This is a genomic window from Bacillus sp. FSL K6-0042, from assembly GCF_038006685.1.
In the GTDB taxonomy this organism is placed as follows: domain Bacteria; phylum Bacillota; class Bacilli; order Bacillales; family Bacillaceae_G; genus Bacillus_A; species Bacillus_A pseudomycoides.
The window spans coordinates 217,577-238,672 of the sequence record NZ_JBBOVS010000001.1 but is presented as its reverse complement, the minus strand read 5'-3'; the positions used below and the strand labels follow the sequence as shown (position 1 = coordinate 238,672).

Here is a 21,096-nt window from a genome sequence, read left to right as displayed (position 1 = left end):
TTATAAGTTCTATTCTTGTTTAAAAGCGATATCTTTCGAAATGAATTCTGCATCTTTATGAATATCACTCCAACTTTGTTTAGCAGCTTTTAAATCATCAAGTATTAAAGAGAATTTATGTTCTTGCATAGAGTCGATATTATCATGTAAATCTGTATAATTGGCCCCCATTTTATTCCATTGTTGTTGGATATTTGTTAGAGACAGTATCGCTTGATCCACTGTTTGATACAGATCTGTCAAAGTTGCTTTTGCATTCGTAAGCGAAATAACTGCTTGGCTAGCAAGATCGGCTTTCGTACCTAATTCTCCGATTTTTTTAGAAATTTCGTTATAGGAGTCCATATGCTTAGACGCCGTGACACCAGCAGCTGTTCCTAAACCGATACCAGCTGCACCGAGAGCTGCAAGTCCACCAACAACAGCTGGTGTTGCTGTACCGCCAGTCACAACAATTACTACCGCTCCTCCAATGGCTGCAATAACTAAAATGGCTGCTCCTAATCCACCACCAATTGACCATGCTAATACATTGTTAAAATGCTCTGTCTGAGTAGAACGTAGCTTCTCAATTTCAGCTTGAAGTTGTGGAATCAGTGCATTATTTCCAGCTAATAGTGCCGTTAATCCACCTTGCCCATCTGGGCCACCAACATTATTTTTAAACCCTATAGAATTGTCATACAGTTTTGTTTTGAAGTCTTGTAACATCTTAATTACTTCTGTGACTTCTTTTGAATTTGTATTAATTGTAGTGATTAAATCATTTATGCCCTCTTTTAACTCTGCTTTATCTTTCTTTTGTGCAGCAGCTTCCAATATATCGTAATAATTTTTAAATTGTTCATCGTAATTTACAATATTACGCGCTGTTTTTTGAATCTTCGGCTTCGCTGTATCTAACCAATAATTCGCATTGATTCGTGACAGTTCCTGATTAAGGTGAATATTTTTAATTAATTCTGCTCCTTCTGAACCTAAATCAATATTGGATAAATTTACATTTGGTTGTTTAATCATTGTTTTTGCGTACAAATCCATTACAAGAATATTAGATCCTGTTCCAGCTAATGCTTTCTTCAGCCCTTCAGGCCCTAATTCATAATTCCCTACTTTTTGTTCTTGAGCGGTCGTTTCTTGTGCAAATGCATGAATAGTGTTACCGGTAGTAGCAGTGATAACCGTTGCCAGAGTGGCCAAAGTCAACACTTTAAATGGAAATTTCTTCATATCTATTCTCCTCCTTAGTCTTTCGATAGATTCTTATAATCTTTGTAGATTTCAAAAACATAATATTAAAATTTATAAACTTGTTCTTCAAGGTAACTTGTTACATTTTTTAATTGTCTTAATGTATCTTTTTGAGACTGCTGGTCAGTTGTATCAACATTAGTAGATAATTTTGTAATATTATTTTTGATTAGATTCAAATCTTCTTTATAGCGTTTCATTAGGTCAAGTTCTACATCCACTTGATTTGCAAACGTATGCAAATCATTTTGCATACGAAGAAGCATGGATTTTTGTAAATCTGCTATTTTTAGGTTCTTTGTTAAATCATAAAATTTTTGGTTTTGTGTCTCTAAATCAGCTAAATGTGCTCGTTGCTCTGCTGTTAGTTTATTTACTTCAGCGAAAGCACTATATGTTTTTTTAATTTTTTCAGGGTCAATAACTTTCGTAAGGTCATACTCTTTCGTTTTTGTAACTGCAGCTGCAGCTATTTCAGCTTGTTTGCTTTTCTCAATTTCTTCACGAGCAGCTTTTTTGGCAGCTTCAATCTCTAGAGCAGATTTCCCTTTTTCTGTCGCTTCTTTCTCTGCTTTTTTCTCTGCTTCTAAAATAGAGTTGTTAATTTCTTTTCCTTTGTTATACGCTGCCACCGCTGTTTGAGCAGCAGGTTCAATGATATCTTTTGAAAGGTTATAGACTTCTTTGAATATAACAAACCCTTGTTCATTTAAAGCTCCTGGTAACAATGCGATTTGTTGTAAATCATTTTGAATTGATTTTTGGGTATTTAGTAATTCATTTTTTAGCTGGTCGATTTTCCCTGTTCCATCTGAACTTAGGGCAACCTGCGCTTTTGTCACATCAGTATCGAGATCTTTAAGTTTCGTATCAAGCTGTAATTTAAGATCTGTTAATTCATTAATTTGACGTTGTACGTTGTCTTGGTTCGTCATAGCCATGTCTTGAAGAACTTCAAGTCTATCTAAAAATCCTTCTTTATCTTCTTTAGTGTCTACAAACGCTTTTAATGTTGGATAATAGCTATTAAATTTAGTTACAAATCCTTTACTTTTTGCATTTAATAGAATTAATTTTGGATAAAGTTCCGTTGACCATTCGTTCATATCTTTCTTGATTAGATCTTGGTTCGTATTTAAAGATGGAACTTCTGCAAGCTGTACATTAGGACTCATTAAAGCTTGATCTATATATGTTTGGATTAATTTCGATTGTGCACCTAATTTTCGTAATGATGAGGAAATATCCGTGTTCTCCTGTTGCGTTTCTGCTTGAACGATTGGTGTTGCGAGAGTATTGATAGGAATACTCGCCCCAGTTACAATGGATGTTATTAAAAATCCTTTAATTATTTTATTTTTCATTCCGAACACCTCTTTACTATTGTCTTTTTACAATCTTATACATACATCTTGAACGCTCTAACGATAGGCTCTTTTCTTGCACACTCTTGAGGAAGGAGAAGTCTTTCAGATAGAGTGTTAAACTCTCGTTATTATTTACTTCTCATAGAATGTAAGGACCTTACTTCCTCCTCATTTAAAAGTAAACTATAAAATTTCATCACCTATATCTGAATTAGCTTCCAAATGAATAGTATAAATATTTATGTTTCTCTGGAATTGCTGCTTGACTTGCAGGAGCCCAGATAGATAAACTCATTGCTCCTACAGCTAACCCTGCCATGACTTTTTTTGATAGTAATTTCATAATATCCCTCTTAGTTTTGTCGGTAAGAACCCTACAAGATTACAAAAGATGAAATTATACTGTACATTGCTTATACTTTCACCTCGGAATAAAATAAGATCATTTTTGCTTTGTAGAAACTTAGAATTCTATTTTTTACAAATAAGATGTTTTTTTGATTCTAAATTATTACCAAACAAAATTAACTGAGTATTATGAAAATAAACTTGACATGATGTTACTTGCAACTTTAATTGCACTTTTATTAGTACAACCTTCTCCTCCTCTTAGTGGTCATACCAATTACACCTTTATTAAAACATTAAACTTTCAATGCGTAAATAGTAGAATTTTGTCGATTATATTCAATAATTTAGTTATTGAATATTAACGCAAGTGGAAATATTATACTTCTAAAATTATTGTTTAATATTATTTAAGTAATTATAATAGTTACAACTTGATATATCCGAGTGAAAAATAACTATTTGAATATTTAAACAATACTTGATTATTTTTTAATATAATTTAATCACACTCTGTATATTTATCCCCTTTATTTAGATATGCAAAATTACATATCCGAATAAAGGCTTAAATAAGATGTGCTCTTATAAATAGCTAGCTGTAGAGAAAGAAAATTTTTTGTTTACACGGAGTTATGGTGCAAAAAATTATTTGATAGAGACATAGAACCTACACGGTTCTGGTACAAAAAATACGGTTCTGGTGCGAAAACTTCAAGATAATTGCAAGTAATCTCTAAATCTTGGACATACTGATACTATTACTCTAAAAAAGGTGCGTGAATGGAACCTACTATAACACGAGGATGAGCATGAGTAATTTCAGTATATCTTTTTATCATTTTTACTTCTTTTATAAAATCAAACTCAGTATATAGTAGTATAAAAGCCAATGGTGCTATTCTCATTATTGCACCATTACCATTATCGAACTCAGCTTTCCCGTTACCCAGTAAAATGTCGTCTCGTCTAAACTTGTACTCCTCTTTCAATTAAATCATTGCATATAGTAGCCCATGATGGTACAACCATCATGAGTCTCTACTTTTAAACAACTGATTCATTTTTTATCAACTTCAAATAAATTCTCTTCACCTGTATGTTTACAAGAGCTTTATCGTTTTCATACATATATAAGCTTATAAAGTTACTATAACCCCTTGCGCTTACTTAGCATCGTGAGTAAAATCATTTTACCCAACATTAACTTAATCTCCATCTAACAGTTAAAATATTCTTTTAAAAACACATAAAATGCTGGCCAAGTTTCCTTTAACTCTCCGCTTAAAAGTAGCTCATCTCCACCTTCAAAATTAACCGAGTAAACTTTATCAGTTACACTATCAAGTACTAGTACGGCATTTGCTGACATTTCACTTAAAACTAGATACTTTTTAGGAAATCCATGTTCATTTCGAGCAATAATTGTGTATGATTCAATACTATTCTCTTCATCTACAACATCTAGTAACTCGTAAGGAACGTGTTCTTCCCAAAAAGGTCCTGCATACCGATAATAAAATTCTCTGAATGTATCAGATACTTCTACACCTAGGTTAGTTAATGTCTCCTTCACTTTATTCTTATCTTCACGTTTATAAATATCTTCTTCAAGAGCTTGGTCTAATTTATCAGGCAAAGCATTCATTGTAATCCCCTCCAGTTTTCCAATAATTTACAGAATCTACTTTTTGGAGTGCTCTTCTTATTGGCTCATCCATGCGATAAAATGGATTTAACTTCCCTTTATACGGATGTAATGGTGCCCTTTTGGCATTACTAATGTTATGAGACCTAGTCGATGTTTCAAATAATGGACCCACTCCTTTTTGTTGCGAATGATGTAACGTTGCAACACTACCCGCATTATCAAGGATAGGTGCTAAACCATACTTAGCAGCTGCTTCTGCATTTGTTAATCCACTCCCTTTGTTCGAACCATATTCCAATCAATATCTCCTCTTTGATAGACTTTATAACTAAAGCCTTTTCCTTCTTTACCTGCATTATACTCTACACTTCTAGTAAAATAAGTATTACTTTCATAATCTTTAAGGTGTCGATAAGTGCTATCATCTCCTGTACCCTTAGCAAGCGAAGCCTCAAGCTCCTTAATCTCATCATTGATCCTCTTACTACTGTCTGCATGATGCTTATTAACCCACTTGGTAACCTTTCCTGGGCTCACCGCCTTGCTTCCCTGCCAATACACCGTTTCCAGCTGGTTCATAGCCTTTTTGAGGGAAGCTAATATATAATCTACAACCTCGGCCATTCTTGCGCTAAACTGATACATCTTGTGATTTCTATTTTTTAACATAATCAATTAAATTATGAGACAACTCTTTTCTTTTAGCTACCCTTCCCCAATCATTTTGTTCTGTCCTTCTGTAACCATTAAATTTTTCTTTTTTTGTTTTTTATCCATAGAAAAAAGACCTATTTCTCTTACTAAATGGAATAAGCCTTCTATATATCAGCTTCTATATCATTTTTAATACTTGTTCCTTCACACTTTCGTCAAACTTAGCTCCTTCTACATTTGCTCCCTTCCAAACCACATTATCAAGTTTGGCACCGGTAAAATTCGCATCCGTAAAATTCCCCTTTAAAAGGGTCGCTCCTGTTAAATCTGCATTTGTTAAATCTGCATTTCTAGCATCTACTTCTGATAAATTTGCATCTTCTAAATACGCTTTTTCAAAGTTACCTTCTGTAAGATTCGCGCTGCTAAAATCCATTCCCGTACAGTCGGCCTGTTTTGCATCAATTCTATATAAATTCGCATGGCAAAAAGTAGCATGATTTAAAATTGTTCCAACTAATTCTCCATATGAAAAATCAACTTCATCAAAACAAGTCTCGAAGCAACTACTTATATTTATCTTTGCATATTTCATATTTGCTTTAGAGAAATCCGCTTCGCCAAACCTACAATCTGCAATGTGTATTTCCTCTAAATTACAACTTCTGAAATCAGCCAACTCAAAATCACAATCAGAAAACGATGCTCTCATTAATGAAGAAGCCCTTAACATGACCCGTTTTGCCATAATACGATCTCCCATTACCTCTGACAGGTCTGAAAAAGTAAGGTCCAAATCACTCATATCTAACTGATCTATAACCTCATCATTGTATTGAGATCGATTTAATATTTCCATGACTCTTATTCTATCATTATTCTTCTCGTTCATTATTACTACCTCCTTTCATTTAGCTTTTCAGATGGTCCTTCCAAGCAACATTAGGAGAGAAGAATACTCCCCTTCCATTATCACCAAAACTTGGTATAGCCATTACTTGAGCTGGTTCCAAATATTTCATTACATGTAACCAACTATCAAGCAATGTATCAATATCAGCTTCTAATGGGTTCTTTAAAAGATCTATGCACATACCACCCCAATTTAGTTCTGATACCACAGCTGGACTATTTAGTAATAATTCCTTATCAAACATGTCCAAAACATGACTACTAAAATATGTTCTAGTTCCTACCCCCAAGGGACCGTTAGGAAGAAACCTAACTGGTACAGGTTGAGAACACATATTCATCCACTTATGTAAGCGTTCACGTTCGGTATTCCACGGATAGGATACTGGCCAAAACATATGCGCCACTCCATAACTTGGTTTCACGATTTCTGCGATTTGGTCGGATAACTCAAAAAAATCCGGCCACAATTTTTGGGGTATAGATTTATGAAACTCAAACTCTAAAAATGAGCCATGGCTCAAATTAACTTCAAAACTCCCTCTATAGTTAACAGATTTATCACGATAGAGGTGAACTTCAGATACCCTACGCTCCGAAATCACTTTTTCAATAATTTCCTCACGATTATATTCTACCCGTACCGTTTCACAGTTGCTCCAATGAGTAGGAGCAACTTTTTCATTTGACTCAAACACATCCAAAATACGCCCTAGTATCTCTTCCTGATTAAAAGATACTGTGGGATACATTGCAATTGAAAAATAATTAGGTTTCATTTATATCCTCCCCTTAATACTAAATGGCCATTTGAGTATTATGACTTCTAATTCAATATCTTTATATTTAGCAGCAAACTACGCTATGACTTTGCTGTAACTGTCGCAAGTGTTCAATTTCGTAAATAACTTAACATTCCTAGTAACTTGTATATTTTCAAAAAGTAAAAACTACATCAGTATTTTAGTTTGTGTCCCTCTGCAAAGAAGTCCTCACGTTTATGTGAAAATAACTTAAAAAAGCTTACGACATAAATATGAGGACTTCCTTATTTCATTACTATGATTTGTACATCTTATGTGTTAGAAACTTCTTCTTTCATTTTATATACCCTATCTCTTTTCTCATCATTTTTGATAAAAGTAAGTTTCCCTTCCGTAACAAAACCTTCTAATATTAAGCATACTTGTCCATATGCTTTGGGCTTATCAGTTGTGAATCTTTCATCTGGTATTTTACCAGATCGTATTAATTGTTCGCATAGCTCCAATGCACTTATTTCTTCGGAATTAAGTAATCCCAAAATATCTTTTTGCAATGGCGATAAAGGTACTGGTATCTCAGCTACCTCCACTTTTTCTTCTTCAAATAAATCTTCAAATGCAATTTGATTCATTACATCTTTTCCTTTCTAATGGTGGATTTGTATAACACTAACTGAAGCCTATATGTACTAGAACTTTAAAATCTAGTTATTGTTATGTAGTCCTTACCTTATTACATGAATTTCATAACTCATGTACATCGTTTCAAATAGTATGTTTTGATTATACCAAATATACGTTCTACCATCTATTGTAGAATTCGTTACAATAGGACTGAAAGTAATAGTGAACCTGGTGGAAGGTATCTAAGTTAACCAAAGGGCAATCTACTTAGATTTTAAATTTATCCTGTACTTATTTTTATAGAAAATCATTCTATGTGCCCAAACCTATGTATACGCATGATTTCTAATGTAATACACTGTACTCGAGAAAAATCTCCAATACATGTGTGGTTTTCAAGAATAAAAATACACCTATATAGTAGGTGTATTTTTATTCTTAACTATTCTCTTTCTCTTAATAGAGTCCCATTTTTCAATTGCTATTTAAATCGCAACATCTTGGTAACCTATCCTAGCTACTTCTTCATTTATTAAACGAATACCTAATCCATTTTCTATGTCCCATGCACAATCAAATGTTAGCCCAATAATCCCCGTTTATTTTTCCATAAACCTGGTATACATGAATTTTTCACATCCATGTACCCATTTCTCATCATTATTTATTTTTGATCAGCATCTTTTAATTTACTAAGAACCTCATTGGCAGCGCTCTCAAATTTCTTAGGATTATCAGCAATAATTTCATTGAGCAAATTGATTACTGTTAATTTTATATCATTATTCATTCCTACAAGAATTTTAGCATACTCAATTCTATACAAATCATTATTTAAAATTCTTTTGTTTAGTAGCATTGCCCATTCTTTTGCATTCTCAACCATTTTTGGTAAAGCTTTAGGCATCTCCGTTAAATATTTTCCCACCTCAAAATCTTCAATTAAATGAACTAGGCCAAACATAACTTCTTCCTCTTGTGTTTCATCCTCAAATACCAGACACAACTCTTTAATAAGTTTTTCATCATCACAATCTGCTAAGTTTTCTAATGCATTGTCAAACTCTTCACATTCCGATTGATTTGTTAGAAACCTACAACTATATAATCTCTTAATCTCAAATTTGCAATCCATATAAACTACTCCTTTTAAATGAATTAATCAAGTTAGATATTATAGAATATTACTTTTTCATACTATTACATTTAAATCTCTATTCAATTGGTCCCATGAATTGAGTAATTAAATTAATATGTTCAATAAGTTTTATTTGTTGTAAGTTTTCCACTTTTTCTGATCCACCTAGTCCAAGAAGAGGTACATACCCGAAACATTTATTATATTTTGGAGTCCCATACTTTTCTACTGCATCAAGATATGGTTACCACTTCAAGTACTCATTTTTAAATATTCAGCAATTTCTGTTTACCCTCTTTCAATAGTAAATTCATAAGCCCACATATCTTTCATAGTATCCCCTGTATACTTAACAGTAATATCAATACCATTCTGAACAAGATACTTTACAATATCAAAGTGCCTACCATAAATCGCTGAGAATAGAGGATTTCTATTTGGGTCACTAACATCTAATACTGCACCATTATCAAATAAGTACTCTACAATACTAATTTCACCTTCACTAGCTGCATGTGCAATAGGCACAGACTTTGGTACACCTTCGTTTATGTTAATATCCATACCAGAGTCAACTAGAAATTTTATCATTTCCAGTTTACCAGCTCTAGCCGCAACATGTAGCCACGTTCCAAAAGGCGTTACAACATCAAGCAAATCTTTATCAGTAATAATTATCCCTTTCGCTTGTTCTATATCACCATTCTTAATTAAATCATAGATTTTCACTGCTTTTTCCTTACTATCCATAGAATCCCCCTACACTATCTTTATCTAGTTTAAACAGTTAGTGATTGATCAGGCTTTGTGTGCTCCAACAATAGTTGCCAACGACTTGTACCTTTAACTAAGTGCTGTAGAGAAAGCAGATTCAAGCATAGTATCAAAATCGCAAAAAGTTTCCATATGCTCACCTGAAGGCTTATCTAGTTCAACAAAACTTTTCTTAGAAACATTATAACAATACCAAGCTATATCTGAATCTCCCAAAAAAACCAGCTCATCTTCGCCTTTAATTGACTCCCATGTTTCATTGGCAGCAAAAAAACAATCTACCTGATTTATCGGCTCAGAATCCAAAAACTTTTGATCAATCCCATACATTTTAAGTCCATTAAATTCAATTCCATTAACTGTTTGTAAAAATTCATAGTACTGCTGTGGCAGTATCTCTTCACCAAATTTTTCTACTACAGATTTACGAAATCTCGATAACTCGTTTTCATTGGTAGGTAAATTGAGTTTACGATTTCGTTTCTCTCTTATTTTGGAAATCTGACTAACTTTCTCTCTCCACATAAATTCACCTTCTAATAAATATTTACTCCTTTTCTATGCTAGAATTGCACATAGTAATCCATAATGGTACAACCATCATAAGGCATTAGTTTCAAACTCCCCATTGTTTTTTTCATGCCATTCAAATATTTTTTTGAAGTTCCTCTAAAGTGAACGTTCTATTAGATATTTTCCTTGTAGCTCCGGCGTTGCGAAAAATCCACTTCTTAACTTGTTTGTTACCAATATTACTCATAATTAAATCCCCCTTTAGTATTTTTAATTTTAAATACCCGAAAATTCAATTTGATTAATGTATAGAGATTATAAACTTGTTTAATTTTTTTCTTAGAAATACAATAACCATCTAGCAATCACTTTGCTAGATGGTTATTAAAGATGTTTAAAAAACATAGTTTTTCTTCAATTCTATGATGTTTAGGAATAATAAAGTTGTTTAATTTTCAATAAAGTTGTTTAAAAAAACGGGGTAAAAATTAGAACCCACTCCATCTTTTAATGATTCTCGGTATAATAAAAATAAGAATATTTCGATATTTGGTTAGTCAAGTAAATTATTAAAAGGGGATTTGAATTTATGGCTTTAAATCACGAATTTGGCATAATTAATGACATTAATAATCAAAAGACTTACAAGAGTTACACTCCAGATGTACATAACTGTATTTGTATAAATGATGATATTATCAGCAATTTACTTAAATCCTTATCAACAATGAAAACGTATTTTCATTCGTTAAAACGTTCCGAATACGGTTTAGCGTATTATGGTATTACGATTATTCCACCTGAATCATTATCTCAATTCTTAGATGTGGTTATATCTTACAAAGGTATGAAGCAATCTGCTGATCTTAACGAATTAGCTAAAAAAATTATTCAAGCAAAAGAAGAGAATAAATATATGATTCACTTTGGAGTTTAAAAAAGTGGCTATTATTGATGATTCACTTTCTGAAATTAAACAACTTTATTATCACTCAATATCCGTACTTAGGAATCTCCCACTTCAAACAGTCCGTGAGGATGTTAAGTAGTGAGTAGTTCAAAAACAGATAGCACATACATTTTAACTTTTTTATACAAAATCATAAGGGATTTGGATACTGTAAAACACAGGAAAAAGGTAGTAAAATGGAAATTCTTTCTCTATAATAAAACTTAGGGCTTATAGGGAGGGGGATATATCCAATCATCTGATAGTGTAGATTAAAAGTTTAATAGAGGAAAAACAGGGGGAAGAGGAATGTCAAAAAAATTAATGTCTTTATTTTCTGTTGCGATGGTTACAGCTCTTATGATAACTGGTTGTGGTCAAAGTGATAAAGCAACTACCGAACAAAAAAAGAATGTGACAAAAGAAAATAAGGAAGAGAAAAAAGATTCACAAAAAGAAAATAAAGAAGAAAAAACGGATACATCAAAAGAAAAAGAATCTAAAGATACGAAAGCTACATCAAACGATTATTCAAAGCTTATCTCATATATGGAAAAAGAAACACAAGGGAAAACGAAAGTCCTTTATGAAAACAAAAAACCGCAAGTACATAAGTTACAAGATGTTTCAGTATCACTTGACAACTACACGTTAGTTGAATTAAATGATTTTCATACCGATTTTAATATTCCTTTTAACGACCAAACAAATGGTGGAGTTATTCTTGCACACTATACTGTAAAGAATGATTCAAATAAAGATGTTTATTATATGCCAAATATAAATATTACATTTACAGGTGCTCAGAGAGATTACAGTAACTATAAGGATTTAATTCCAAAGGAAGAACAATTACCTACAAAGCTATCTCCAAGCAATAATTATTTAGTAAAAGCTGGGGAAAGCATTTCTGGTTATATTGCATATCCATTTGGTAAAGATGATTTAACAAAAATTTTAGAGCTATCGACAGTTTCAGCCAAAGTTCCTGAAGCACAAGCGAATAAAGGAAAATATGACGCCCCAATTGGAAGTGCTGGAAATTTGGCATTAAGTTTAAATAAACAAGGTGATCAAAAAGTTACAACAGATAAAACTTTTTATCAAGATAAAGCAACAGCTGAAAACATGGGCGAGAAGACAATGCTAAATGAGAAATCAAACATTAATAAAAGTGAACAATTAGGTGCTACCAAGGTTACATTAGATGGATATCAATTTACCAAATTCACACCAAATTCCGCTGAAGCCCCTCGATTTGGAAGTTTCAAAAATGGAATTGTTTTATTGACAGTTAAATTTAAACTCGATAACAAAGAGACCGAAGATATTTCGCCGTCTTCAATAAGTTCTACATTAAGAGTTAATGATGGTGCACAATATACGCTCAACCAAGGTATGTTACTAAATTACAAATATAATGATTCGATTAAAACTGGAACATCTGGAGAGTTATTACAGATTTTCATTTTAGACCAGGAGCAATATGAAAAGATATGGAAAAACAAGAACTTTGAGATTGAATTAGGTCCTATGATGAATAAGGATGCAAAAGACATTTCAAAAGGACACAAAGTGAAATTTACATTACCAAAATAGAATAGATATTTCCCAACGGTTTCACACAAAAAACTAAATATGTAGCTATACCCCTGAACCCTCTTCAAGCTGACGAAGAGGGTTCTTTACTTGTTGTTAGTTTAGAATAAAGTTTGATTAAAACTCACTTAGAATTCTTTAATCAAAAATGAATAAAACAATGTAACCTTTTTGCAAACGGTATTACTATCTTTAAAACGGTGCGACTTTTTTATAAACATCGCATCTCTTTTTAAAACATAGTGACTTTATTACAATTCAACAACGACTTTATTATTTGTGTACACCTAGGGCAACAGATTAATTACATATTCCAATAAAAAACAGGTCATTACAATAATGACCTGTTTCTCTCATATATTAACACACGATCGAACTATGATTCCATAAAATCCCAATGTTCATACTTGAAATCGTATCGAAACTAGATTAAAACGAAAAGAAAAATCGGAGTGAGGAATCACTCCGATTAAAGTCTAACTTTTGAGGTACAGTACAAAGACCCCTCTCCTTACTTCAACTTTCCTTCAAAAACAATTTTTCTCCCGCACGGTTCTACAACTGTTTGTCCATCTTTCTTCACTTCATGAAAGATTGGCTCTTCCATGCGGCGTGAAGGTGCATATCCTTCACGTTCCATACGAGCTAAACAATCTGTAATGGTTTCATTCTCTTGTACTTCAAATTTTTTCTTATTAGGTTGTTTTGTCATGCCCTAACCTACTTTCTATTTTTCTTGATGCGACTTGACTTTTCATATATGTGATATATAGAAGTGCAATAATTGCCATTATTATCATAACCGCTATAAAAAAGCTTGTATACTGTATTTTCTCTATAAATATGCCTCCTAATACAGGACCCATAATACTTCCTATACTAAAGGCAATTCCGGATAATATATTCCCAGCTGGCAGTAAGTGTCTTGGTAATAAATCCGTCATAAAGCCAAGCCCTAATGAGAAACATGAACCGATTACCATGCCCGCTAAGAGCATACACCCAAATACAATCCAATAATACCCGTCAAACACCGCAGCAAGTAAGAAAACGATTGTACTGATGCTGAATGTCCACGTTAAAATGCGATCTCTCCCGTATTTATCACTTAATATACCAAGTGGAATTTGTGTAATAATTCCCCCGATTGCAAATGCGGGTAATAAGAAGGATACATCAGAAACAGACCAACCTTTTCGAAGTGCATATACTGGCAAATTACTATTCAGCATTGCTTCTAGCGCACCGTATGCTAAAGGTCCAATAAGTGCAATCCACGCAAGAATAAATACTTGTTTATAACGAGAAAGCGATGATTCATTTTCTTTCCCTGTTTCATCTTGAGCTGGAAAAGCATTTTTAGTTGGAAGTAATAGCAACCACCCTATTAAGCAAAGAATCGTCGATACAATAAATGGAGTTGCAAGTCCATACTGAACAGTACTCGCTAAGTATGGTCCTACTGCAAAACCGATACCAAAAAACACTCCATATATAGATACTTGTCTTCCAATTTTACCTGGATCAGATGTCGTTGTAATCCACGTTTGCGTTCCAACATGTAACATATGATCCCCTATTCCTACTAGAAAGCGAAGTAAAAACCATATCCAGAATGAAAATGTTTGTGTAAAAAAGAATAATGAAATGATAACGAGAAATCCACCGATTACGATAATTGGCTTCATTCCAAACCGCTGCATCGGTTTTTCAAGCCATGGCGAAATAAATAATATTCCAATATATAACGCAGTTGCATGGATTCCATTAATACTAGAACGAATTCCTTCTTGTTCAAAAATCATCGCGATAGCTGGTAGAAGCATCCCTTGCGATAATCCAGAAATCGCAACAATCCCCACCATAATCCAAAATGTAAATCGTATTGACATCCTGTTCCCTCTCCCTTTACATGTTCACCAGCCTTCATTATAAACGTTTTAAGCAACAATGTGTAAGCATATAAAAAGAAGTTAGAAAACCCGCTTCTAACCTCCTTTTATATGCTCAGCTTATTTGTATTCCAACCAATTTGTAACATGCTGCGTAAATTCATCTAAACAGTCAATAAACGGCGAATGCCCGCAATCCTCTAATATGACTAACTCGGCGTTCGGAAGATGCTTCGCTAATTCTTCTCCTACCACTTGCGGTACAACGTAATCCCGATCTCCTTGTACGACAAGAGTTGGAACTTGCAGACGGTGGATATATCCATTTCCAGGCACGACTCCATTATGTTCATCTGAAATATTAAATGTAATTAAAGCATAGTTTACATCAACAAAATTACGCTGTGTTAACATATCATCTAAATATTTTTCATAGCGCTCTGGATCTGGTTTGTTATGTGTATAAATGAGTAAGTCCCAAACCGTTCGATAATAGAGCTTGTTCATATTTTTAATGGCATCTAGTACAGGAGCAATTTGAACAGGATCTTGTGCAATTTCTTCTTTTGTTTTTAATAACGTGGATACGATAGGCTGACCATTAATATCCTTTTTAAAGATTGGATATCCTTTCATTCCAACTGATTCTACCAAAATAAGTTTCTCTACAAGCTCCGTATGGCAAGCCGTAAACTCCATCGCGATGCCACCACCCATTGACCAGCCCATCAGTGAAAACTTCTTCAATTGTAGCTCATCTATAAATAGCTTTATATCACCTGCAAAGTCTTGCAATGAATCTATTGGCTTATTGTATGTCGATTTCCCAAAGCCCCTTAAATCAATGGCATAAATATGATATTTATCTTGTAATTTCTCAATGACTAAATCCCAATGCTGTGAAGATGTCATATTCCCGTGAATGAGTATAAGTATTTCTTTATTTCGCCTTCCAACTTCTTGGTATGCGATTGTTTCTCCATTTGATAACGAAACAAATTCCATTGTTGCAGGCTTAATCATCATACATTCCCCCATTCAACTATAATAGAAAGAAAATTGTAAACTTATTTTTAGAATACCATATAGAATGTACGTTCTCAATATGAAAACGATACAAAATTTTTACATAAAACAACATGTCTATCGCTAGACAATTATGGTAAAGAGGTATATAGTTAGCTAGGTAACTAATTTGAAAGGATTAAATACATGGACGAAAAACAACATTTTTTTCACATTGTCAGTCAAACTTCTCGAAAGTTTACGAAGAAATTTAATGAACGTGTGTCACCAACAGGTTTATTTAGTGCACAATGGGCTGTTATTTTCCGAATCAATCAAACGGGGCCTTGTACACAAACTGAGCTATGTCAATACTTAAACGTTGAATCTCCAACGATGACTCGTACATTAACACGTATGGAAACGATGGGATGGATCATTCGAACTGAGGGAAAAGATCGCCGTGAAAAGCTCATTTCCTTATCAGAAACGGCATTGGAAATGATTCCCGTATGGCAAGAAGAAGTTAATACTTTTGAAGAAAAAACGTTGCAGGATATTAATGAAGAAGACTTGCAGCGAGCATTTCAAGTACTAGAAGCTATTATTAAAAATTTAGATGATTAATTGGAGGGATGACGATGCAAAGTGAGAGACTTTGGACGAAGGACTTCCTTGGAACTTGTTTTAGTAGTCTGTTTCTCTTTTTAACGTTTTACATGCTTATGACCACCCTGCCCGTCTATGTAATAGAGGGCCTGAAAGGAAAACCCGAAGAAATTGGTTTAGTCGCAACAGTATTCCTTATTTCTTCTGTCCTATGCCGCCCATTTACCGGAAAGTGGCTTGACGATTTAGGGAGAAAGAAAATCTTATTTATTTCTCTTTCATTATTTTTAGCAGCTACCGTGATGTATTTCGGTGCACAAAGTTTATTTTTATTACTTGCCCTTCGCTTCCTTCATGGTATTGGATTTGGAATGGCGACTACAGCAACAAGTACAATTGTAACAGACGTCGCACCGCCTCATCGACGCGGTGAAGCACTTGCCTATTTCGGTGTATTTATGAGTCTGCCGATGGTAATCGGTCCTTTTTTAGGTTTAACGATTATTTCGCACTTTTCATTTACTATTCTATTTATCGTTTGTTCTGTATTTTCATTACTAGCATTTCTATTAGGTTTACTTGTAAATATCTCACATGAAAAGCCAGTAAGTAAACAAAAATGTGAACGAATGAAATGGAAAGATTTAATTGAACCTTCTTCTGTTCCAATTGCTCTTACAGGATTTGTTCTTGCTTTTTCTTATAGTGGCATATTATCTTTTATTCCTATTTACGCAAAAGAAATTGGCTTAGGAGAAGTTGCAAGTTACTTCTTTATCGTATACGCACTCGTTGTTGTGCTTTCCCGCCCATTTACAGGAAAGATATTTGATCGTTTCGGTGAAAATGTACTTGTTTATCCTTCGATTATTATTTTCACAATTGGAATGTTCATCTTAAGCCAAGCACAAACGTCATTTTGGTTCCTTGGTGCAGGTGTATTAATTGGTTTAGGCTATGGAACATTAATTCCAAGTTTCCAAACCATTGCTATTTCTGCGGCTCCAAACCATCGACGCGGCTCAGCAACTGCTACTTATTTTTCATTCTTTGATAGCGGTATTGGGTTTGGTTCTTTCATTTTAGGTATAATAGCTGCAAAATCAAGTTATCATAATATGTATTTCATTGCTGCCATTATCGTTGCATTTACATTACTTATTTATTACTTCTTACATGGCAGAAAGCAAAAATTCAAAAAGCAACTTACAGATGGAAAAATATCAGCTTAACATCAATAAGGAAAGTAAACTCCTCTGTTTACTTTCCTTATTTTGTATTTCTAAGAAAACGAGCGTATACTTACTGTAGAAATAACAAGGAGGTATATATATGAACTTTAAAAAATCTCCCTTTTTATTACTTATACTTATACTATTGTTTGTCGTAACAGGGCTTGGATTTGCATTTTTTAAACAAAATAAAGTCCCCCCTTCTAAAGAGAACGTGACAAAGGAAAATTGGTTACAAGATCCCTATTTGCGTTGGTCATACACACATATGAAAGAACTAGCTTTAACAAGTGAAGTGAAAAATAACCCTGAACAAGTAGCCACATTCCCTACTGCATTACAAAACTTAGATGATTTCTCTGTTCAAAAAGAAAACGGAGGAAATGTTCCTTTAAAGAAGCTATTAGATGAGAATAAAACAGATGCATTTGTCGTCGTGCATAACGACAAGCTTGTTTATGAACAGTATTTCAATGGATATAAACAAAATGAACCGCATGGAATGGCATCTTTAGCGAAAGTATTTACTGGTGCGCTTATACAATCATTAACCGAAGAAGGACTCATCAATGGAAATTCGACTGCTGAAACATACATCAAAGAATTACGAAATACTCCATTCGGCAAAGCAACGATTCAACAATTAATGGACATGCAGATTTCTGCTGAATACCCGACACATGGGTATATACAACGGGGATTAGAAAATCAAGATGCTCAATTATATTTAGCTAGTAATATCCTTCCTCGTTCTAAAAACTATGACGGTCCAATGAAAATTTATGATATGTTGCGAGAAGCAAAAGAAACAGCACCACCTGGAACAGAGTTTTCATATAATAATGGTTCTGCCGAAACACTGGGCTGGATCATTCGGAAAGTAACTGGTAAATCATTAGCTGAAAATGTCGGTGAACAAATTTGGTCCAAAATAGGTATGGAAGAAAACGCTTATTATGTTACTGATGAAACAGGAGTTGAACAAGCAAGCGCCGGTTTGAATGCGACTGCAAGAGATATGGCCAGATTTGGTCAATTGATTTTAAATAACGGTCAATATAATGGAAAACAAGTTCTACCTTCTTCTATTCCAGAAGATATAAAAAGCATACGAGAAGGCGAGTTAGCTATCTGGCCTGGTGCTTCCATTTCTTATCATAATCAATGGTGGATTTCCCATAATGAACACGGTGCATTTGAAGTATTGGGAAGCTATGGACAATGTCTCTATATAGATCCCAAAGCGAATATGGTAATTGTACATTTTTCTTCAAATGCGAATCCGAGCAGTGATGTTCATGCTACTTATTCCAATATGTATGTACAAATTGCAAAACACTTAGAAAAGCTTTCACAGGAGTGAAAGCTTTTCTTTATTTATCATTTATCTGAATCTTCAGTTTAATGGAGGTTATCCCATTGACTATAGCGAATATGTAAAGAAATAAACTTAAGGAGGTTGATGTATTTGTTTCGTTCTTTTACAAATGGTTGTGTCGCTCTTGTGCAGCGCTTTTTACCAGAACCCTTTATTTTATCTTGTTTACTAACGATTTTTGTTATCTTCTTTGGAATGTTTGCAACGCAGCAGTCACCAGTAGAAATGATTGCCCATTGGGGGAATGGAATTTGGGGCCTTTTAGCCTTTGCCATGCAGATGGCACTCGTACTTGTTACAGGTTCTGCCTTAGCTAACGCTCCACTTATTCGCAAAGGCTTAGCAAAAGCTGCACAATTGCCGAAAACAAGCGGACAAGGTATTATTGCTATTTCTATTGTTAGTTTACTAGGTGCGTACATAAACTGGGGATTTGGCATTGTTGTGTCCGTTTTATATGCAAAGGAAGTTGCAAAGCATATACAAGGCTTAGATTATCGACTTGCCATCGCTTCTTCCTATTCCGGTTTTCTTATATGGCACGCGGGACTTTCTGCCTCTATACCACTTACTTTAGCATCTGGGGGAGAAACATTAATTAAAACAACCGCTGGAAGTATAAAGGAAGCAATCCCAATAACAGAAACATTATTTTCACCGTATGCAATTGTTCCTGTAATCATCTTCTTAGTAACAATGCCGCTTATAAATAGAGCGATGCACCCTGATGAAAATCATACGATTACTGTTAATCCGAGTGTATTTCAAGAAGAAGCGGCTACCCAAGAAATAGAGGCTCGTACATTTGCTGAGAAGATGGAAAATAGTATTTGGATGACTATTTGCATTGGGCTATTAGGACTTATCTATATCTTTCATTATTTTAGTACGAAAGGTTTTAATCTCACGCTAGATATCGTTATTTTTATATTATTAATCACTGGTCTTATTTTTCATCGTACCCCTATTCAATATATTCGTGCTTTTTCAGATTCAACGAAAAGTGCTTCTGGCATCTTACTCCAATTTCCATTTTACGCAGGAATTATGGGAATGATGATTGGGGCAAATAGCGAAGGGCTCTCTCTAGGAGGAGCGATTTCTAATTTCTTTATTAGCATTTCTAATGAAACCACCTTCCCTCTATTTACATTTTTAAGTGCGGGAATTGTAAATATTTTCGTCCCTTCTGGAGGCGGTCAATGGGCTGTACAAGCTCCTATTATGATTCCAGCTGGCGCAGAACTTGGTGTACCTGCTGCGAAAACTGCGATGGCAATCGCTTGGGGTGATGCTTGGACGAACTTAATACAACCTTTTTGGGCATTACCAGCTTTAGCAATTGCCGGTTTAAGTGCGCGCGACATTATGGGATTTTGTGTTGTTAATCTACTTTATGCTGGCGTAGTTATCGGTTTATGTTTTCTTTTTATTTGATTTTAAAACATACAAAAAAGCTAGTTTTATACTAGCTTTTTTACATAATAACTTTTATATAAATCAATTCTTTTCTATGCACCTTATTACATTTATCCATTCTTCACATGAAAGATTTAATCTTCTATATGTAAATAACGTCGTACAAACATTTTCAATCATTGATGGATTATTTCGTAAAAAATCCCACCTTAATACTCTCGGTAAATCATACATTTTGTACTCTTTACTTTCCTTGATGATCCCCTCAACTTCTCGTTCACAAATTCCCCTTACTAAATAATCTGCTCTTAATTCTTGGCATACCTTTTTAAACGCTTCATTATGATGTTTCAATTGAAATAAACAAGCTATATACGTACGAAACAATTCATCATTCCGATTACAGCATTTCATTATATTTTCTATTTTTTTCATTATAAATTTTTAGCCTTTTGGTAGATTTCCATAAGCCACTTTTCACGTTTTGCTGCTTTACTTGTTTTTACAGATTGAAAGACTGAACGTTTTATTTGGCGTATACCACAAAATCGTAAAATACCCTTTTTCATAATCACCCAATCAGCAGAGCGATATAATAGTGCCACGTACCATAGTGGTGAATCTAGTGTATTGATAACCCACGCAGTTTTCCTTGTAAGTAATCCTTTCGGTATTACCCCTTCATATTTATATGCAAATCCTGCAACAAAAACACGATCAATAAATCCTTTTAAAATAGCAGGCATCCCCCACCACCATATTGGATAAATAAAGATAAAAGAATCTGCCTCTTTAACCAATGTTCTATATTTTTCTGTTTCTTCTTCATATACTAAATCACGTCTTCTCTTATCTTCATTAAAAATAAGTACTGGGTTAAATTGTTCCTTATAAAGGTCGAGCAATGTAACAAAATGATTTGTTTTTTGCAATCCTTTTTGTACATGTTCTAAAATGGATGCATTGAAACTAGATGGATTGGGATGTGCATATATGATTAGTACATTCATCTCCAAA

General features: G+C 33.9%; 22 protein-coding genes and 4 pseudogenes. 6 read left to right on the top strand and 20 right to left on the bottom strand.

Annotated elements, in window-relative coordinates; genetic code table 11:
- Nucleotides 1-9: 9 nt before the first annotated feature.
- The 15 genes and pseudogenes from hblD to MHH45_RS01210 all read right to left on the bottom strand — a co-directional run bounded on the left by hblD (nucleotide 10) and on the right by MHH45_RS01210 (nucleotide 10,008).
- Complete coding sequence (gene hblD / locus MHH45_RS01280) at nucleotides 10-1,230, bottom strand: hemolysin BL lytic component L1 (RefSeq protein ID WP_016115406.1); 1,221 nt, start codon at nucleotides 1,228-1,230, stop codon at nucleotides 10-12.
- Nucleotides 1,231-1,295: 65 nt separating this feature from the next.
- Entirely contained in the window at nucleotides 1,296-2,615 is a 1,320-nt protein-coding gene (gene hblC, locus MHH45_RS01275; RefSeq protein ID WP_340861741.1) for a hemolysin BL lytic component L2, read from the bottom strand.
- A gap of 204 nt (nucleotides 2,616-2,819) precedes the next feature.
- Nucleotides 2,820-2,961 (bottom strand): annotated as a pseudogene (locus MHH45_RS01270) (RICIN domain-containing protein); the annotation flags it as partial.
- A 787-nt stretch (nucleotides 2,962-3,748) separates the two neighbouring features.
- Nucleotides 3,749-3,910 (bottom strand): annotated as a pseudogene (locus MHH45_RS01265) (ADP-ribosylglycohydrolase family protein); the annotation flags it as partial.
- Nucleotides 3,911-4,185: 275 nt separating this feature from the next.
- Nucleotides 4,186-4,614 carry an SMI1/KNR4 family protein gene (locus MHH45_RS01260; RefSeq protein ID WP_016115409.1) on the bottom strand — a complete coding sequence of 143 codons (429 nt, stop codon included), beginning with the start codon at nucleotides 4,612-4,614 and terminating at the stop codon, nucleotides 4,186-4,188.
- Entirely contained in the window at nucleotides 4,598-4,915 is a 318-nt protein-coding gene (locus MHH45_RS01255) for an HNH/ENDO VII family nuclease (RefSeq protein ID WP_016115410.1), read from the bottom strand. Before MHH45_RS01255 ends, MHH45_RS01260 begins: the two co-directional genes overlap by 17 nt.
- On the bottom strand, nucleotides 4,882-5,262 hold the full coding sequence (locus MHH45_RS01250; RefSeq protein ID WP_016115411.1) for a hypothetical protein: 381 nt from the start codon (nucleotides 5,260-5,262) through the stop codon (nucleotides 4,882-4,884). Before MHH45_RS01250 ends, MHH45_RS01255 begins: the two co-directional genes overlap by 34 nt.
- Before the next feature lie 187 nt (nucleotides 5,263-5,449).
- Nucleotides 5,450-6,163, bottom strand: coding sequence for a pentapeptide repeat-containing protein (locus tag MHH45_RS01245; RefSeq protein WP_016115412.1), 714 nt, complete (start codon nucleotides 6,161-6,163; stop codon nucleotides 5,450-5,452).
- A gap of 19 nt (nucleotides 6,164-6,182) precedes the next feature.
- A complete protein-coding gene (locus tag MHH45_RS01240; RefSeq protein WP_016133087.1) occupies nucleotides 6,183-6,962 on the bottom strand; it encodes a hypothetical protein in 780 nt (259 codons plus the stop codon).
- A gap of 296 nt (nucleotides 6,963-7,258) precedes the next feature.
- Nucleotides 7,259-7,579: a DUF3895 domain-containing protein gene (locus MHH45_RS01235; RefSeq protein WP_016115414.1), complete on the bottom strand. Its 321-nt coding sequence runs from the start codon at nucleotides 7,577-7,579 to the stop codon at nucleotides 7,259-7,261.
- A gap of 477 nt (nucleotides 7,580-8,056) precedes the next feature.
- Nucleotides 8,057-8,161 (bottom strand): annotated as a pseudogene (locus tag MHH45_RS01230) (DUF6985 domain-containing protein); the annotation flags it as partial.
- 74 nt (nucleotides 8,162-8,235) lie between these two features.
- Nucleotides 8,236-8,706 (bottom strand): Imm30 family immunity protein, encoded by a 471-nt coding sequence (locus tag MHH45_RS01225; protein WP_016115415.1) that lies wholly within the window; start codon nucleotides 8,704-8,706, stop codon nucleotides 8,236-8,238.
- 79 nt (nucleotides 8,707-8,785) lie between these two features.
- Nucleotides 8,786-8,953, bottom strand: a pseudogene (locus MHH45_RS01220) (T6SS immunity protein Tdi1 domain-containing protein); the annotation flags it as partial.
- Nucleotides 8,954-8,997: 44 nt separating this feature from the next.
- Nucleotides 8,998-9,459, bottom strand: a complete 462-nt coding sequence (locus MHH45_RS01215) for an ankyrin repeat domain-containing protein (RefSeq protein WP_016115416.1) — start codon at nucleotides 9,457-9,459, stop codon at nucleotides 8,998-9,000.
- A gap of 93 nt (nucleotides 9,460-9,552) precedes the next feature.
- A complete protein-coding gene (locus MHH45_RS01210; protein WP_016115417.1) occupies nucleotides 9,553-10,008 on the bottom strand; it encodes a YrhA family protein in 456 nt (151 codons plus the stop codon).
- Between the two features lie 577 nt (nucleotides 10,009-10,585).
- Here MHH45_RS01210 and MHH45_RS01205 point away from each other — a divergent pair.
- The gene (locus MHH45_RS01205; protein ID WP_016115419.1) at nucleotides 10,586-10,933 is read left to right on the top strand and encodes a hypothetical protein; all 348 of its coding nucleotides are present in this window, start codon (nucleotides 10,586-10,588) and stop codon (nucleotides 10,931-10,933) included.
- Between the two features lie 321 nt (nucleotides 10,934-11,254).
- Entirely contained in the window at nucleotides 11,255-12,544 is a 1,290-nt protein-coding gene (locus tag MHH45_RS01200) for a DUF5068 domain-containing protein (RefSeq protein WP_016115420.1), read from the top strand.
- 511 nt (nucleotides 12,545-13,055) lie between these two features.
- On the opposite strand, the gene MHH45_RS01195 is transcribed toward MHH45_RS01200, so the two are convergent.
- From MHH45_RS01195 to phaZ, 3 genes are all read right to left on the bottom strand, one after another.
- On the bottom strand, nucleotides 13,056-13,256 hold the full coding sequence (locus MHH45_RS01195) for an NETI motif-containing protein (RefSeq protein ID WP_016115421.1): 201 nt from the start codon (nucleotides 13,254-13,256) through the stop codon (nucleotides 13,056-13,058).
- Nucleotides 13,240-14,436: an MFS transporter gene (locus tag MHH45_RS01190; RefSeq protein ID WP_016115422.1), complete on the bottom strand. Its 1,197-nt coding sequence runs from the start codon at nucleotides 14,434-14,436 to the stop codon at nucleotides 13,240-13,242. Before MHH45_RS01190 ends, MHH45_RS01195 begins: the two co-directional genes overlap by 17 nt.
- A 120-nt stretch (nucleotides 14,437-14,556) precedes the next feature.
- On the bottom strand, nucleotides 14,557-15,474 hold the full coding sequence (phaZ, locus tag MHH45_RS01185; RefSeq protein WP_170927969.1) for an intracellular short-chain-length polyhydroxyalkanoate depolymerase: 918 nt from the start codon (nucleotides 15,472-15,474) through the stop codon (nucleotides 14,557-14,559).
- A 174-nt stretch (nucleotides 15,475-15,648) separates the two neighbouring features.
- Between phaZ and MHH45_RS01180 the strand changes: the two genes are divergently transcribed.
- The 4 genes from MHH45_RS01180 (at nucleotide 15,649) to MHH45_RS01165 (ending at nucleotide 20,097) form a co-directional block, all read left to right on the top strand.
- Nucleotides 15,649-16,068 carry a MarR family winged helix-turn-helix transcriptional regulator gene (locus MHH45_RS01180; protein WP_016115424.1) on the top strand — a complete coding sequence of 140 codons (420 nt, stop codon included), beginning with the start codon at nucleotides 15,649-15,651 and terminating at the stop codon, nucleotides 16,066-16,068.
- 14 nt (nucleotides 16,069-16,082) lie between these two features.
- Nucleotides 16,083-17,282 (top strand): MFS transporter, encoded by a 1,200-nt coding sequence (locus tag MHH45_RS01175; protein ID WP_088094549.1) that lies wholly within the window; start codon nucleotides 16,083-16,085, stop codon nucleotides 17,280-17,282.
- 100 nt (nucleotides 17,283-17,382) lie between these two features.
- The gene (locus MHH45_RS01170) at nucleotides 17,383-18,645 is read left to right on the top strand and encodes a serine hydrolase domain-containing protein (protein ID WP_016115426.1); all 1,263 of its coding nucleotides are present in this window, start codon (nucleotides 17,383-17,385) and stop codon (nucleotides 18,643-18,645) included.
- Between the two features lie 105 nt (nucleotides 18,646-18,750).
- Entirely contained in the window at nucleotides 18,751-20,097 is a 1,347-nt protein-coding gene (locus MHH45_RS01165; protein ID WP_016115427.1) for a short-chain fatty acid transporter, read from the top strand.
- A 63-nt stretch (nucleotides 20,098-20,160) separates the two neighbouring features.
- On the opposite strand, the gene MHH45_RS01160 is transcribed toward MHH45_RS01165, so the two are convergent.
- On the bottom strand, nucleotides 20,161-20,514 hold the full coding sequence (locus tag MHH45_RS01160) for a hypothetical protein (protein WP_016115428.1): 354 nt from the start codon (nucleotides 20,512-20,514) through the stop codon (nucleotides 20,161-20,163).
- Nucleotides 20,514-21,089 (bottom strand): NAD(P)H-dependent oxidoreductase, encoded by a 576-nt coding sequence (locus tag MHH45_RS01155; protein WP_016115429.1) that lies wholly within the window; start codon nucleotides 21,087-21,089, stop codon nucleotides 20,514-20,516. Before MHH45_RS01155 ends, MHH45_RS01160 begins: the two co-directional genes overlap by 1 nt.
- Nucleotides 21,090-21,096: the final 7 nt, after the last annotated feature.